Genomic DNA, 15,115 nt, shown 5'->3' on the forward strand with positions numbered 1-15,115 from the left:
GATTTCAATGATCTGCAGGTCCTGATGACCGCCTACATCGCCCTGCTAAAAACAGGGAATCTGATAACGCCCCTTTTGACAAGAAGTCCGCTGCTCCGGGAACAGTTCACCGATGTCCCTTCATCATCCGTGAGATCGGCGAGGCTCGCTGCCCTGAGGTGCTCCTCGACAGATTCTGATCCGGCCCGTTTGACGGATCTATGAACGCCGCAGGGCCCTCAGGGCTACCAACACGGCCTCAGTCGAATCCTCCCGTGCGGTCACACGCATACTCCATACTTGATCTGGTCGAGGAGCGTCAGGACTTGGTCCGACCTACCTTGAGACACCAGGTCTAGAGGAGTGGCCTGCAGCGCTTGATTATGCTCGACTAACCATAACACGCCCTGATCGCCAAAGACCTCGTGTGTCCTCGCAACGACTGTAGCGATCTCTGGCCCAGAGCCCTTGAGAGACCTGAGTTGCGCAATCTGTCCTTCAAGATGAGTGATCGCTTGATCCAGCAAGGGGTCAACGTTCATCGTGGTGTAATCCTTGTCGATAGGCTCATTGTCGTTTGGTCCCTTGCCTTGCCTCTGCGCAAGCAGACCCTCTTCGAAGGGAAGGTCCTCGACACGCCCATCGTGTTCATCAATAAACCGAATGTCGGCGTCTGTATAAGGCTTGAAATCCCGATCAATTTCGTTGGGCGGCATATAGACGCCCTGCGCTGCAGCGCGGAGGAATCTCAGGAGTTCGAGCTGCCCTTCCTCGGTTGCCATGAGCTCACCCGGAGGGCGGCTGCCGAATATGCCGTGAGGTCCCCGTAGAAAGTCCTCAGGGTCATCGTAGAGGGCCTCAATGAGTGTGCGGATCTCGTCGACGATCTGGGTCATGCCTGAGACTCTAACATCAGGAGGGATAAACGCCAGTTCTCGGGGAGGTCATGGTTGCAATCGCGCTCACGTGAAAGATAATTCCGGTGAGGACGGCTCTCCCTACCGACTGACACCGTTGACTTCAGCGTATGAGATCGCGCCCGCTCTCTCATCTGTCACGGCAACCCTCCTACCCGTCCCTGAGCGCGTAGCCACGTCGGCGCTTCCGCTGGAGCCAAGTCTCAAGAGCTTCCACGGCCATCGATTGGGTTTCGTAAAGCTCAATCCGCGTCTGACCAGGCCGACCGATACGGCCCCATTCCCGGATCAACGAGGCATCACCGAACAGGCTGGTCTCGATCGACAGGACATAGTAGCGAGCCATGTTGCAGCTTGGGTCGCACCGGTGCAGGACCAGGCAGTGGATCGTATCGTGAGCCATTCGCCACTGTCGCGCGGGCCCCTGGACGCGGTCCAATCAAAGTCCTGAATCCTTTGCGCACCAACGATTCACATCCGTGATGCACCCTACCGCCGCTGCTCTCTAAGTCTACGCACGCTGGCCAATCCTTCATCTCGACGCGCACGAACTCTCTTCCTATGCCATTCGTCGCCTCCTCATGGCGAGGATCTCGACGGCGAGGTCGATCTTGCCGGTTTTCACCATGCGGGCGAGCGCGCGGAAGTAGCCGCCCGGGTTCTTGATCCGGCTCTCGCCGCCGTTTTTGGCCACATCGTCCTCGTAGAGCTGCAGGGTGTAGATCACGGAGATCGCCGACCTGACGGTGCCGATCTCCTCCACGGCCTCGGCCCAGGCGCTCTCATGTGCCCCGAGGGAAGCCCGCAGGTAGCGGCCAGCCGAGACGATGTCGGCCAGATCCCGCACCGGCTGGCCGTAGTCGCTTAAGGTCGGGCAGGCCTCAAGGATCAATTCCGGTGATAGGTGCTCTGACGGTTGTTCGGTTGAACGAACCGCTTCAGCTTTCTTCGGAAAGCCTTTGTTACAAGCTTTGCTAGGAGATCCGTTGTTGTTATTAGAGTGACGGACTCCGAGTCCGGCATTGCCCGCTTCATAGAAGGCATCCTCAACCTGGGTTCTCAACAGCTGCCAGGCCTCCATTAGATCGGCCGGCAACGTCACCTTCGATCGGGCTGGCGTGCGGGCCTGCAGGGCCTTCAGCTCCCCTTCGAACGCGCTGCGGTCGAGCTCGGGGAAGTGCTCGGCCAAGGCCGCCAAGGCTTCTTCCGCTGCCCGCCGGCAGATCGTGACCTCATCGAACGCCCGCTTCTGCACCACTCTGAGCTGCTTCTGCTCGATGAGCATCGCCGCCCAGTCGCCTCTTCTGGCGTAGACCGGGGTGAGATCGAACCCAAAGGCATCGACCACCTGCCCGGCCAGGTCCTTGACGGCATAGCGCTTGCCGTTGGGCGAGTCCTTGGGGGTCAGCAGCTGCAGGTCGATCAGCTGGCGCAGGATGCGCCGGATCGCCCGCTCGGTCAGGCCGGTGCGGCTCATGAGATAGTCATTCGATGGCCAGACCAGCAGCCGGTCCCATTCCTGTTCGCCCCAGCAGGCGACGAGCTCGGACAGGACCGCCCGCTGGGCTGGCCTGAGGTCGAGCGCCTTGCCCGCATCCCGGGCGGCGGCTGAGAGTTCTTTTCGCGTTACCGTGCGCTCGGCTTCGAGCGCAAGCTTCCTTGCGGCCAGAGCGGCATGTCTCAGCCGCCGGCCTCCTGACGATGCAAGCTGCATCGTACCCTCCATGGTGAGGGCAAAGCGGAAGCGTTCACCGAAACCGATGCTCTTGACAGTCAGTTTGTTGGGGTGGCATAAGGAGATTGTCACATCTTTACTTATGCCCACCCTCGCGGTGGTCTCCAAAGGCCCTCGAAGTTTCCAGCTTCGTGGGCCTTTTGCTTTGCCTAGTTTACGTCACGGTCTTCAGCTCCTTACGAACGAAGGCTGCTTCGAGCGCATGGGTGATAGCGACTTGGCGCGAGGGGAAGAGGCCGCTCTCGACGGCCTCGTCGATGGCAGTACCGATTTCCCGAGGAAGCCAAACATTGGTTTCCCGGTCTCCCCTCTCCCGCCGTGTCTGACGGAGACGTTGAGCTCGCTTGCGACTCGCTGCATCAGCCATTGCGTACATCCATGATACTCGTAGCGATACGAGGATTGCCCGATTCTGGGGCGGCTGTGGAGTCGGAGCGCAAGAATCCATTCACAATAATTGGATTCTTCGTTGGAAAACTCCTTCAGGCAGAATCAATTAGCGCAAAAAGCCGAATCAATTCGCAAGTAAAACGCTGGTTCCATGCGATCTGGCTTTACGCACTTGATTCTACCTCCTGAGTTATGGGGTCCTTCCCTCGAGGCACATCTCGACTTTCCTCGCTCCAAGACTCGATCTTGTGTCTTGAAGACTGAGTGCCAGTAGAAATCCAACAATCACTATTTGCGCTAGACTCAAGAGAGCCGACTTTTGGCGGAGTGATCGAGCGGTGCTCGTCAGACCTATGGCCACAGGAACCTTATTGGACTTCGACGGGGACTGAAGGGTCATCCTCCCAATAGAGTGGAGAGGAACTCCACCTGAAGCGACCCAGTCGGGTGAGATCGACTTCACGCGAGGAGTGACATGTCAACTTGGGAGCTGCTTATGACAGCCTGGCCAAGGCGAATTTCCGCCTGAAGCGGTCACTCTCCGCGGTGTGGCATGCGCAGCCCGAACGCCATTTTGACCTTCCTAATTGGTACGTGGCCAAGTGGAGCGGTGTGCCGAGCAATAAGGAAGAAACAATCCGGACCTACATCGGGCAGTCCGAAGACGAACTGGCAGGACGTGGCGCCGGCGGCGTAGCCACTTGGTCGTAAATCCTCGTCCTCAGGAACCCGGATCGGTACGCCATTTTCGATGCTCGGGTCGCTATGGCCCTCAACGCCCTCCAGATTGCCCAGGACCACGAACGGCCGATTTTCTTTCCCAACCTGACCAGCAAAAATACGACCGCTAAAGCCTTCCATGATTTCATGAAGGTTCGCGACAATGGCGATGCGCACCGGGCTTACCCGTCGCGCGTCTACTCTATCTATTTGCAGGTCCTGAGAGAGGTTGCTCGCCGGGTTGAGCTTGAACCGCTCGATGAAATCGAGATGACGCTATTCGCCCAAGCCGAAGTCCTCGCACGCAGAGCCATGTCGCACCCTTCAGGACCAGAACATTTCTCAGCGATCGCCGCTGAATAATCCTGGCGTCCGAGAGTCATATTCGGCGGGAGAATTCCGGCCGGAGGCTACGAGTCTGCTCAATCAACTTCGGAAAAGCGAAAGGCTTTTTGTCTTAACTCCCGTTGCCTGAGCATGTTAGGTTCACCCGCGGCTTCCTGCCGAAACCAAGACCATCCTGATAGAAGCTCAACTGAGCGGGTCTGGATGTACCAATAATCAAAAAACGAGACCAAAATGGCAAACTACTCTGTGCCGACTATCGACGATATGGGCCTTCACAACCTTTTTAGGGAGTTCGGCACCGCGAATATCACCGCCTTCAATTTTACGTCATTGACGGTTCAATTCGCCAATGGCGGATCAGCTATGATCGAGGGCGTCGGCCTGGTTGTGGATGAGCCTCAGTACAATCCGCTGGTATCGGGGACGGTCACGACGATCCGGATTTTCAATGCCGTCCATATCGAGGTCGCCTCGATCACGGATTTGAACATCGGAGCGAATGGCCTGGGAGCGGTGCTTACGGCTGATCCGTCAGACTTCGAGTTTCCAATTAACATCATGCGCTACATTTTCTCTGGCGATGACAGTGTCCAGGGGAGTGACGGCTACGACGTCATTTATGTCGGTACCGGCAATGACACAGTGAGCGCAGGGGATGGGACCGATTTCATCTATGCAGGACCTGGCGCTGCCACCATCGACGGCGGCGAAGGCCGGGATACACTGAATTTCGCGGAGGATTTCGCAGGTTACCCGACCTACACGGCGGGGCTTAACCTCAATCTCGTTGCTGGAACCGGGACAAACACGGACGGTAAGCCTCTCCTGATCTCGGGCATTGAGGATGTCGTTGGCAGCCTCGGCGATGACACCATCACAGCGAACGACTTCGACAACTTCCTTTTTGGAAATGATGGAGATGACTCCATCTCTGCCGGCGGCGGCAATGATATCCTCTATGGCGGCCGTGGCAATGACACGCTCGACGGTGGCGCCGGAGATGACATGTTCTTCATCGGCGAGATGGAGATGAACACCTACCTGACCGGTAACAAGCTTCTGATCGGCGGCGAGGGACACGATACCGCGAACCTGCTCGGATCCCTTTCTGACTTCGACTACACGTTCAACGGTGACAACAACCTCGTTTTCACTCACAAAATTTCCGGGGCAAAGTTCACAGTCACCGGTATCGAGACCATTTTCGACGGCGTGAGGACCTATACCGTCGACGACTTCAGGAGCCCCATTGAGACTCCTCCTACGGACATATTCATCCCGGAGGATACCTTCTGGTCCTATACCATCCCTGAGAGCGTATTCGGTCCAGGGGCCGTCAACGTCAGTTTCAAGACCGACGGCTTCCAGCCCCTGCCCTCTTGGATCACATATGACCCGGCCACTAGGACGCTCTCAGGCACGCCGCCTAAGGACGATAATGGCGCTCTGGGCCTTTCGCTGACGGCGATCGTCAATAGCTCTCCGAAGACGATCTATCTCAATATCGACTTCACACCGGTCAATGATGCTCCGACGAACCTGACCCTGAGCAACGGATCCGTGATCGAGAACCCGGCCGCCGAAGCCTTCGTTGGTCAGCTGAGTGCAACCGACGTCGACAGTGGCGCCGTGCTCACATACGAGCTGATCGATAGTGCCGGCGGCCGCTTCAAGCTCAATGGCTCGCAGCTCGTCGTCGCCGATCCTGCAAAGATCGACTATGAGCAGGCCCGCAGCCATACTGTGATTGTCAAGGTTTCCGATCAGTTCGGTGCGTCCACGACCCAGAAATTCACCATCTCCGTTCAGGACGTGGCCAAGGAAACGGCCGTCGGCGGCATGGGTGACGATCTCATCAAGGGCGGATCGGGCAGTGACAAGCTCTACGGCGGCCTCGGCAAGGACGTGCTGACGGGTGGCAAAGGCAAGGACGCCTTTATCTTCGACACGAAGGCATCCAAGGCCAACGCCGACAAGATCACCGACTTCAACGTCAAGGATGACTCGATCTATCTCGATAACGCGGTCTTCACGAAGCTTGGAAAAAAGGGATCGGAAAAGAGCCCGGCAAAGCTAAATCAGGACTTTTTCACCATCGGCTCGAAGGCCAAGGATAAGAACGACTATATCGTCTACGATAACAAGAAAGGCGTCCTGTACTACGATGCGGACGGTTCTGGTAAGGGCAAGGCGGTTGAGATCGCCACGCTCTCCAAGAACCTCAAGATGACCGCGGCTGACTTCTTCGTTATCTGACGCTCATCTCTAATCGCTAAGCCCTTCCCAATGAAGGTTGGGAAGGGCTTTTCATTGGTTGGGTGATCGGCGTATCAAACCAGGGAAAGTTCCTCGGAGAGCCATGTCGCACCCATTCAACCTGGTCCAATGCGTTACCGCAGCCGAGTGCTCCTCCATTTCGGAGCCTCCGGCAGGTATAGGAGCACAAATCCGGTGTCGCTAACCGGCCAGATCATTTTCATGCCGTGGGTCACGCTCCCACATGCGGTGACAATTAGTGGGATCCGGTTCTCGCCGATTGACTTGAAGGATCCGATTTCGGTCATAGGGCCCGAAATGGCGCCTACCGTCGCAATGGCCCTTAGGCCCTACGTCGATCGGCGCGGCCATCAAATCGAGAGTTGCACAATCCTGCTGCGGCCCCGCCATCAGCAGTCCTGGAATATGCCCGACCGAATGTGGGGAGCAGCACGGCGCGCTGCCGAGATCCTGGCCCTGTCCTGTCTGGCAGAGCAGAGATTTATGGAAGGCCATTTAAGCCCCCATCTCAACGCGACGATGTTCCAGATTATCGGGCAGCGGATCACCGCCGGGTCGGACCAGATCGGTTTGTTCTATCCGCGGCGGGGAGGTGGGCTTCGGGTAGGTGGCGTCCGTTTCAAGGATGTCGTTTTTCAGCGCCCATCCCAGGTAGAGGGTACCAGGTGCGAGGCCGTCAATGTCCGCCTCGCCAGAGCCCTTGCGAAAGCCAGCAGGTCAAAATCCCCAATCTGGGATCCGATAGCTTCCTCCCTTGAATTTTTCCTTTTGGGGAACGCCGAGGTTCCAGAACTCGATTGGGAAAGCTGCATCATGCTCTCGGCCATGGCCTTTGAGAGGCTCCTCGAGCCGGCTCAGGCCAACGCCCAAGGTGTCGCGGAGGCCCTTGCCAATCTATGGGCTCCATATGCCAGCCGGACCCTGGCTCAAGCCAAGAGGGTAAAGCCCGACAACAAGCCGGATTTCGCGAAGGTGCAGCAGGAATGGCCGCTACACCGCAAATGGATGAAAGAACTTTACGAGGCGAGGAGCTCACGCGCGCACCGCGGCCCTCGGTCTGTCTTCAGCCAAAATTGGAGAAACTTGCAGCACATGGTTATCGCTGCCTTTGTCTATCCACTCGCGATCAAACTGAAGCTCGCCAATGCAGATCTTTACCAGCTGAGCGCGCGTGAAAAGGGTGCTTGCGAGGCCCTGGATCGGCTTCTCGACAGTCACTGGGGCAAAGGCTGGGAGAAGGATCCGGAGTGGTCGAAAATTCTTTCGATGGCCGAAGCCGAGCATGAATGGTTGCGCATTATTGAAGAAGCGTACGACGAAACGACTAGGAAGGGCGAACTAGGTTCGTGAAACGAGTGCTCGCAATTATCATCTCCGTGGTCATCGGGATCTGGCTGGCCATTGCTCTTCTTGTTTTTGTCACCCAGCGCCATCTGGTTTTCCCGCGGCACCTCTTGCCGCCGGTCGCGCGTATGGAGCAGCTCTCCCCAGAAATTCAGGAGGTCACGGTCGAGACCGCAGACGGTGAACGTCTCTATGGACTGTGGAAAGCACCGCAAGCTGGCCGCCCCGTGGTCGTGTCATTTCATGGCAACGCCAGTGCTCCGGGCTGGGCCGCAGACCGGTTCTCAACCGGGCGTTGGGCCGCTCATGGCTGGGGCGTTCTGGCTATTGCCTATCGAGGGTATCCCGGATCGACCGGTTCTCCGAGCGAAACTGGGATCCTAGCGGATGGTGAAGCTGCGATATCCTTCGTTCAAAAGGCGGCTCCTGAGTCCGCCATTCTGGTCCACGGCCACTCGCTGGGTACAGGGGTTGCTGTCGCCATGGCGGCGGCCCATCCGGTTATCGGGGCATACCTCGAAGCGCCCTATGCATCCCTGCTTAGTCTCGCAAAGCGGCAGTTCCGGTATCTTCCAGGATTTCTGATGCGAGACCCCATGCGATCGGATTTGCGGGTCGCTCGCGTGACAGCGCCGGTCATCGCAATCCATGGCAAACAGGATCCGGTAATTCCGGTCTCCTCTGCGAGGGAGTTGATCGGCAAGGCCACGAGCAATTCGCGATTAATCGAGGTCGACGGAGATCACGTCTCCATCCTTGGCGAGGCTGATGGTGAGGTCGAGGATTTCTTCCGGCGAGCCGTCGCGCCCTAAACTAATGAAAGTCATTCTCACCCTCGGCAGCTCTGACAACCTCATCGGTGTGCTTCGAGCGCAACCGGTCGATCGGAGCCTCGTCATTGGTGTATTTATGGGGCGTGACGAGCCACTCCCACACCTCGTCTGGTGAGGTAAAGAACGCGACAACCCGATCAAGTCCCTCAACCGGCTCTGATCCATCGAACTGCCGGACCGGGTAGATGTACTCTCCATCGTCATTGCGGAAGGCGATCGCTCTATTGGCGTCGCGCCAAGTATCCAAGGTCGCCAGGGGGACTTGAAGTCTCTCCGCCAAGTCGGTTGCGCTCAGAAGCTCGGATGCGGCCCAATCGGTTGAGTCGTCATCGACCGTTATCTTAGCAAGCAGAGCTTCGCCCTCCTCCAGGCTGACCAATCGCCCAAGTCCGGATCCTCTAATGAAGGTAGCCGGCATGGCCGGGCTATCGGATGGCGCCTGCTGGGAGTTGCGCCCGATAACTTCATCCGCCGTGAGTGGTCGGTAGGAAGCCTCCGGGGCAGCGAAGGCTCTTGCCAGTTCCGCTTCCACGGCTGCGCCATCCTCATGGTCCTCAGATTCTGCCGCCTCGACTGCCGCCTCAATCAGCGCGACGATATCCTCGGGCAGATCACCGACGGCATAGACTTGCCTATCCAAATAGGCCTCGAAATCAGCAATCAGTATCGCTGGCATGCCAATTGCTCGTGGACCATCGACGTCTGCTGACGGCGTGTCGCCCACGAACAGGATCTCCGCCGGCTGAAGCTCCAGCCGATCGCAGACCAGGCGGAATATAGCAGGATCCGGTTTCGCCAGCCCGACCTCACAGGAGAGGATCGCGGCATCCGGAGTGTCTGGCAGGGTTGCTAGAAGTGGCGAGCCATAGGGCAGCGCCAAGTTGGAACAGACACCGATCCGGAGGCCCCGCTTCCTCAGGTTTTGCCATATTTCGGCGATCCCGGGCCGGAGGCGGATAGAGGCACATTCAGCCTGCAGGTCCGTTTCCAGTTTCGCCAAGTCGCCCTCCCCTAGTTCATGACTGACACCCGCAGCGACTTCTCGGAGGCTCAGAGGTTTTGTGAGGACCTCCTCGACCGTAATCCCTTTCACCCCTCCCCGCAGCAGGGCACGGAACGGCTGGCGCTTGTCGGTGATCTCGACCAGCGTCCCGAAAGCGTCAAAGCATATGGCTCGGATGTCACTCATGATCGCTGCGCTGCCTATAGATCGTCCAGCTTGATCGGAATCGGGGTCTCGCCAGTGCGGCGGTTAATGAGGCCCGCGAGCTTGATGTCATCCCTGATTTCCCAAATGATTTTCCCGACCCGCTCCAACTCGTGATCATCTTGCTCGAAGGGCGGCATGAATTCGGCGATCGGAATCCAGTTCGCCTCGAAGTCGTAATCGTCGTCCAGAGGCACATCCGGAGGCAGTTGGCGCCCGTGGCGAATGGACAGGATGTGGATCTCGTTGCCAACGACCTCATAGTCCATCAGGTAGTCTCCGACGACGAGCCGGCGCATCCCCCTGATCGGCAGCTCCTCGCTCTCAAAACCCATCCCGTCGAATGCCGCCAGGTTGCGCTGGGCGTTCCGCATCTGGCGGGACAGGTTCCGCGCCGCGGCCGGGTTCAGCTTCCTTAGGTAGGCGGTCTCTCGAAGTAGATAGGCCCGGGCGTTCTCGGAGGGCTCCGTTGCATTAACCTCGGCCGTATAGCGAGGAGCGGTTCATCAAGGATCCGCTCCCGTGTCTCTGTTCAAGCGCCGTCGCTTCCCGGTTGAGATCATCCTGCTGTGCGTGCGCTGGTACTGCAAGTATGGGGTCAGCTACCGTGATCTGGCAGAAATGATGTCCGAGCGCGGTGTCAGCGTCAGTCCAAGCACGATCTTTCGTTGGGTCCAACGCTATGCCCCGGAGATCGAGAAGCGGATGCGTCCCTACCAGGGACATCGTTCAGGCTCCTGGAGAGTGGACGAGACCTATGTGCGAGTGGGCGGACGCTGGCGGTACTTGTTCCGAGCGATTGACAAACATGGTCGGCTGATCGCCTCCCTGCTGTCCGGCCGGCGTGATACTGGAGCGGCGTATCGCTTCCTGCGCAAAGCTCTGAGGGCGGCGAGCGACTATCCTCCTTCATCCATCACGACCGACAAACTGGCGTCGTATCCAAAAGCAATTCGACGCTTGCAGAACGAAGGATTGCTGCCACAGAATGTCGAGCATCGGACCTCGAAATATTTGAACAATATTCTTGAGGCGGATCACGGCGCACTCAAACGCGTAATCCGTCCGACGCGCGGCTTCCAGACGATGAAAACCGCCGCCGCAACGTTGAAGGGTTTTGAAACCATGCGCATGATCCGCCGTGGTCATTGCATCCCGCGGACACGTCGAGCGACAGGCGAAGCCCGTCTCGTCAATCAGCTCTTCGGCCTTGCAGCCTGAATGACCCGCTCGACGGGGTTCGTTATGCCCTTTTCAAGTTACTGCAACGGTGCCCAGTTTTGGGTCGTTGATGGATGATCTGTATGGACCACATCTTCACTAGAGCTTTGCTGAGCGAAGTTTCGCATTCCATGATCCCGCAGGAAAGTCGAATATTCGAGCCGTTTATCGGGAGCTGGGAACTGGTGGTCAGTTGGTTTGATGACCACGGGCGACTGAACCGCCAAGTGCCTGGCGAATGGCACTTCGCAAGAGTTCTCGAGGGGCGTGCCATTCAGGACGTCTGGATTGCTCCGAATCGCGAAGAACGCGACGGGCGCGGAGAATACGGGACGAGCCTCCGGTTCTACGACAGCACTATTGGTGCCTGGCGGTCAACCTGGATCGGGCCAGTACATGGTGTCATCTATACATTTATCGCCCGAAGAGTCGGTGACCAGGTGATCCTGGAGACAACGAACGATATGGCGTTGAAGATGCGATGGTCTTTCTCGGAAATTGGTTCCAATTCATTCAAATGGAGCAATGAAGTATGGCAGAAAGGGCGATGGCGAACTCAGCAAACCTTCGATGCCCGACGGGTTCCATCCGACTAGGTTATGTCTGACAGTCTTCGAGCCTCGTTGAGGCTGCAGGGGCTGCCCGGGTTTGAACAGCGCAGCGCGAGGGGCGACACGGCGGCAAGGGATGAGATGAATGCCCATAGTATGTCAGAGCCGCTCGATTTTCGAAATTCTCGAAATGCAACTCCGCGAACACCGCAGCCTTTAAGGAGAGAAGTCATGCCCATCATCAACGTATCAGTAACAGGCAAGCCGGACGCCATGCTGTCGGCGCAGATCGCCGAACAGGTGACGTCGATCACCCAAATTCACCTCCGTAAGGATCCTACCATTACAGCGGTGGCCGTTCACTATCTCGACCCTGATCACTGGTTCGCGGGCGGCCAGTCACTTGCGCAGCAGGAGAAGAACACATTCTTTCTCGACATCAAAGTCGTCGACGGTACCAACACGAAGCCAGAGCTTGCGTCGTATCTCGAGGTGATCTTTGGTGCGCTTGATTCCACGCTGGGCGGTGTGCACACAGAGAGCTACGCTCTGGTCCACGAGGTGCCCGCCGCGGCCTACGGCTTCGGCGGCAAAACACAAGAGTTTCGTTTCATTGCTGGCCGTCTTACTGCCGCAAGCGAGTTAGCTGCCCAGCCATGACGAGCACGAAGTGAATGCGTTGAAGCCTGTGTCTGAGAGAATGGCGCGTCATGTGTTTGCAGATTTCCAAGGTAAACTGTGGGATCTCGTTCAGTTCACAGATAGGCCTGACTGAGCGCTCCAGGCCGAAGTTTCGCAAACGGACTCTATGGAGCGCTCAGGCGCGGCACAAGAAAGGCCTCGTCACCCGCCATTGTCAGGAAGATGGGGCGGCTCTTGCGCCGGTTCCGTTGCAAACTCTAACGTATGCCAATCGGACGCCGGACGAGGGCTCAGGTTAGGCGGCCGTTCCGAAGACAGCCGCAATGAAGTCACTCTGAGCCTTCATGTCGCTCGCTGGTGCGCCCACAACCTGTCCCTTGCGGATCATCGCCATGACCTCGTAGCCCGCAATCGTCCGTGAGGCCGTCGTGAAGCACTTGAAGCCCAGCCCAGGACGGACCAGCCGTTTGATGCGCCGGTGATCCTGCTCGACGATGTTGTTGAGAAATTTCACCTGCCGGAGTTTGGCGAACCGCCAGAGCTCGCCGGCACGTTTCATAGCCTTCGTTGCAGTTGGATAGGCGGCGTTCTTGTCGACCGTGATGGTCCGTGGATTGACCGTGTGGGGCTGCCCTAATGCCTTCCGGAAGAAGCGCCGGGCGGCAGCCGCATCCCGCTTGGGCGAGAGCAGAAAGTCAATGGTCTGCCCGGTCGCGTCAACGGCGCGATAGAGATAAACACATTCACCTTTCACTCGAATGTAGGTTTCGTCCACCCGCCATGAGCCGCTGGTCATGCGGAGGTGCGGACGGACGCGCTTGTCCAATTCGGGAGCGTAAGCCTGGATCCACCGAAACAGGGTCGTATGATCCACCTGAATGCCGCGATCCGCAAACATCCGCTCGAGATCACGATAGCTGATGGGGAACTGCAGATACCAGCGCACTGCCCATAGGATGATCTCCGCCGTGAACTGCCGACTCTTGAACGGATTCTTGTTACCTGCCGTCACTATGAGCGCCTCTCACTCAATCCCGTCATAGCCTGGGTGGTGGGAAGCTTCAAAGCTGCAATAGAACCATATGGAGCGTCGCGCTAGCGCGAAGCAACCCAGCTCTTCGGCGCTGCCAGTCGTCGATGGATCATTCGAGATGATGTCCGGTGCACAATCCGAGCGAGACGCGTTTTCTGACGCACAAGTTCGCCAACTCGATTTTTGTTAGTCCAAGCTCTATTGACCCTTGCAGCCTCGTGTCGCCTACTGAGGCGGAGTCCGTTTGCGGGATTGAAACGAGGGGCCGTGCCTGCTGTGACGAGACGCTCCGCCAAGCGCGTGCGCTCAACCTGTTTGCTGCGCGGGCGGATCCCCGCCTGTGCAAGCTCCCAAGCCGGACTTCCAATCTCGGTTCCAACAGCGGCAAGGTGCTGGCGAGCCCTTCGGCAATACTCGATGCTCAGCGCGCTCATCGCGTCTGAGCCGTGTCCGGCGCGGTACTTCATCAGCGCGCGGCACAGATCACCATCAGCCAGTCGCCAGGCTTTGGCCAGATACCCCACGCCATAGCGGAGGTTGGTCCTCGGCTCAGCCAACTCCGCGGCGGTTCCCTGAAATCCCAGCAATGCGGCAGTCTTGGGTCGCACCTGCATGAGCCCGATCTCCCCAATGCTGCCAACGGCAGATGGATCGTACCGGCTCTCGATCCGCACCACCGCATCGACAAGAGCCGGCGGCACCCCGTTGGCTGTGGCCTCCTCGGCGATGGCAGGCAAGTACGTGGAGCGCTCTTTGAGGGCACGGGGAGGAGAAGCAATGTCCAGAACGGCAGATGTTGAGATCGGCTCAAGATCAGGAGGCGGAGGGAGGGACGCAAGCTGCCAATCCACGTCGATTTCGAGAACATCAAAGTCAGGCGCAGCCAATCCTGAACTTGGAACAAGCGCGAGGAACATTGTCGCGTAGGCAACAAGACGCACACTGAACATGGCCAGCATCCCTTGAGGGTGGGGCTCTACTTAGCTTTTCGCAAATGTGTTGACGGACGGTTTATGCGGGCTGGTTCCGAAACGCAGCGGATGCGGCTGATCAGCAGAGGTTCAGACAGCTTTCATGTTTCAGCAGTAACAATACAGGATGTCCGCTCCAATCTTAACAATAAAGCCGTTCCAAGGCTGGTGAGGAGCAAGACACATCTAACAAGTGGCTGGGAAATATGCTTAGAAAAACTGAAGATATACCTACAACTCTCACCAGGGAGCTGGACCCACTTGAGCGGCTGATCGCACAAGTTCAAGAGCCGCTGCCATCGCACGAGTTTACCCTCACCGACAGCTTCATTGAACTCATTGAGGAAAGCTTGGCACGGGGCTGGATCTATTCAACCGCCTTGCAGGAGCTGATTGCCGCTATGGATCCGCGGCTGGCCGGCTTTGCCGTCGACGCGTTGGCGCAGATCTTCGACTTTGAGGAGGTGCAGGTCTGGGCCAACTCCACCCGATCGATGCCCACGCGGTCGCATGGCGCCGTTGCTATGCGCAATGCCGCCTTTCTGCTCATCCAGCTTAAAGCAATGGGCTTTCAGGTTGACGATGCGCCGCTCAGCGCTCGAATGAGGCCGTTGCTGGCCAGCAAGAAGGTCCTCGTCGGTCGGGAGTTCTACGTCTTCTGGCAGCAGGAGCTGGAAGGCAAGCGCGAGGCCTTCGTTCTCTATACCGCCCCTTCTTCGCCAACCGCGACAGCCAAAGATGTGACCTTGCCGCTGGGACACACTATGCGGGTCATCTCCGATGGAACACGCCCGATCGGCATCGAGGTCAGATCGCCCCTATCGACGAAGATCGGTCCGGTTTAGCGCTGGCCGACCTGACAGTGATCGACCAGAGGCTGCCGGAGTGGCACGTGCGGAGAAAGAGCGGACATCGCTGTGGGGCGAGCCTGCTCTTTCGAAGCATCA

Annotated in this window: 16 protein-coding genes and 1 pseudogene; 9 read left to right on the plus strand and 8 right to left on the minus strand. The window is 58.0% G+C overall.

What is annotated here, in order from left to right; translation table 11 throughout:
• Window positions 1-260: 260 nt before the first annotated feature.
• From HPT29_RS25380 to HPT29_RS25395, 4 genes are all read right to left on the minus strand, one after another.
• Window positions 261-875, minus strand: coding sequence for an antitoxin Xre/MbcA/ParS toxin-binding domain-containing protein (locus HPT29_RS25380; protein WP_173948935.1), 615 nt, complete (start codon window positions 873-875; stop codon window positions 261-263).
• A 172-nt stretch (window positions 876-1,047) separates the two neighbouring features.
• Window positions 1,048-1,299 (minus strand): WGR domain-containing protein, encoded by a 252-nt coding sequence (locus tag HPT29_RS25385; protein ID WP_173948934.1) that lies wholly within the window; start codon window positions 1,297-1,299, stop codon window positions 1,048-1,050.
• A gap of 156 nt (window positions 1,300-1,455) precedes the next feature.
• Window positions 1,456-2,610 carry a plasmid replication protein RepC gene (gene repC / locus HPT29_RS25390; RefSeq protein ID WP_173948933.1) on the minus strand — a complete coding sequence of 385 codons (1,155 nt, stop codon included), beginning with the start codon at window positions 2,608-2,610 and terminating at the stop codon, window positions 1,456-1,458.
• A 175-nt stretch (window positions 2,611-2,785) separates the two neighbouring features.
• Complete coding sequence (locus tag HPT29_RS25395) at window positions 2,786-2,998, minus strand: hypothetical protein (protein WP_245435671.1); 213 nt, start codon at window positions 2,996-2,998, stop codon at window positions 2,786-2,788.
• Window positions 2,999-3,504: 506 nt separating this feature from the next.
• Here HPT29_RS25395 and HPT29_RS25400 point away from each other — a divergent pair.
• The 5 genes from HPT29_RS25400 (at window position 3,505) to HPT29_RS25420 (ending at window position 8,522) form a co-directional block, all read left to right on the plus strand.
• Window positions 3,505-3,732, plus strand: a complete 228-nt coding sequence (locus tag HPT29_RS25400) for a hypothetical protein (protein ID WP_173948932.1) — start codon at window positions 3,505-3,507, stop codon at window positions 3,730-3,732.
• A 54-nt stretch (window positions 3,733-3,786) separates the two neighbouring features.
• Window positions 3,787-4,104, plus strand: a complete 318-nt coding sequence (locus tag HPT29_RS25405; protein ID WP_173948931.1) for a hypothetical protein — start codon at window positions 3,787-3,789, stop codon at window positions 4,102-4,104.
• A 216-nt stretch (window positions 4,105-4,320) separates the two neighbouring features.
• Entirely contained in the window at window positions 4,321-6,345 is a 2,025-nt protein-coding gene (locus HPT29_RS25410; RefSeq protein ID WP_173948930.1) for a putative Ig domain-containing protein, read from the plus strand.
• Between the two features lie 195 nt (window positions 6,346-6,540).
• On the plus strand, window positions 6,541-7,716 hold the full coding sequence (locus HPT29_RS25415; protein ID WP_173948929.1) for a hypothetical protein: 1,176 nt from the start codon (window positions 6,541-6,543) through the stop codon (window positions 7,714-7,716).
• The gene (locus HPT29_RS25420; protein ID WP_259061000.1) at window positions 7,713-8,522 is read left to right on the plus strand and encodes an alpha/beta hydrolase; all 810 of its coding nucleotides are present in this window, start codon (window positions 7,713-7,715) and stop codon (window positions 8,520-8,522) included. Before HPT29_RS25415 ends, HPT29_RS25420 begins: the two co-directional genes overlap by 4 nt.
• Before the next feature lies 1 nt (window position 8,523).
• On the opposite strand, the gene HPT29_RS25425 is transcribed toward HPT29_RS25420, so the two are convergent.
• Both HPT29_RS25425 and HPT29_RS25430 read right to left on the minus strand, forming a co-directional pair.
• On the minus strand, window positions 8,524-9,732 hold the full coding sequence (locus tag HPT29_RS25425) for an HAD family hydrolase (RefSeq protein ID WP_173948928.1): 1,209 nt from the start codon (window positions 9,730-9,732) through the stop codon (window positions 8,524-8,526).
• A gap of 14 nt (window positions 9,733-9,746) precedes the next feature.
• A pseudogene (locus HPT29_RS25430) lies at window positions 9,747-10,199 on the minus strand (type II toxin-antitoxin system RelE/ParE family toxin); the annotation flags it as partial.
• 73 nt (window positions 10,200-10,272) lie between these two features.
• On the opposite strand from HPT29_RS25430, the gene HPT29_RS25435 reads away from it, so the two are divergent.
• From HPT29_RS25435 to HPT29_RS25445, 3 genes are all read left to right on the plus strand, one after another.
• Complete coding sequence (locus HPT29_RS25435; protein ID WP_173948927.1) at window positions 10,273-10,971, plus strand: IS6 family transposase; 699 nt, start codon at window positions 10,273-10,275, stop codon at window positions 10,969-10,971.
• Window positions 10,972-11,054: 83 nt separating this feature from the next.
• Window positions 11,055-11,567 (plus strand): hypothetical protein, encoded by a 513-nt coding sequence (locus tag HPT29_RS25440; RefSeq protein ID WP_173948926.1) that lies wholly within the window; start codon window positions 11,055-11,057, stop codon window positions 11,565-11,567.
• 186 nt (window positions 11,568-11,753) lie between these two features.
• Complete coding sequence (locus HPT29_RS25445) at window positions 11,754-12,182, plus strand: tautomerase family protein (RefSeq protein WP_173948925.1); 429 nt, start codon at window positions 11,754-11,756, stop codon at window positions 12,180-12,182.
• A gap of 277 nt (window positions 12,183-12,459) precedes the next feature.
• On the opposite strand, the gene HPT29_RS25450 is transcribed toward HPT29_RS25445, so the two are convergent.
• Window positions 12,460-13,176: an IS6 family transposase gene (locus HPT29_RS25450; protein WP_173948924.1), complete on the minus strand. Its 717-nt coding sequence runs from the start codon at window positions 13,174-13,176 to the stop codon at window positions 12,460-12,462.
• An 83-nt stretch (window positions 13,177-13,259) separates the two neighbouring features.
• Entirely contained in the window at window positions 13,260-14,147 is an 888-nt protein-coding gene (locus HPT29_RS25455) for a lytic transglycosylase domain-containing protein (protein ID WP_259061002.1), read from the minus strand.
• Window positions 14,148-14,374: 227 nt separating this feature from the next.
• Here HPT29_RS25455 and HPT29_RS25460 point away from each other — a divergent pair, with 227 nt between their 5' ends.
• Window positions 14,375-15,013, plus strand: coding sequence for a hypothetical protein (locus HPT29_RS25460; RefSeq protein WP_173948923.1), 639 nt, complete (start codon window positions 14,375-14,377; stop codon window positions 15,011-15,013).
• The last annotated feature ends 102 nt before the right edge of the window (window positions 15,014-15,115 follow it).

Origin of the sequence: Microvirga terrae (assembly GCF_013307435.2) — a bacterium.
GTDB lineage: Bacteria > Pseudomonadota > Alphaproteobacteria > Rhizobiales > Beijerinckiaceae > Microvirga > Microvirga terrae.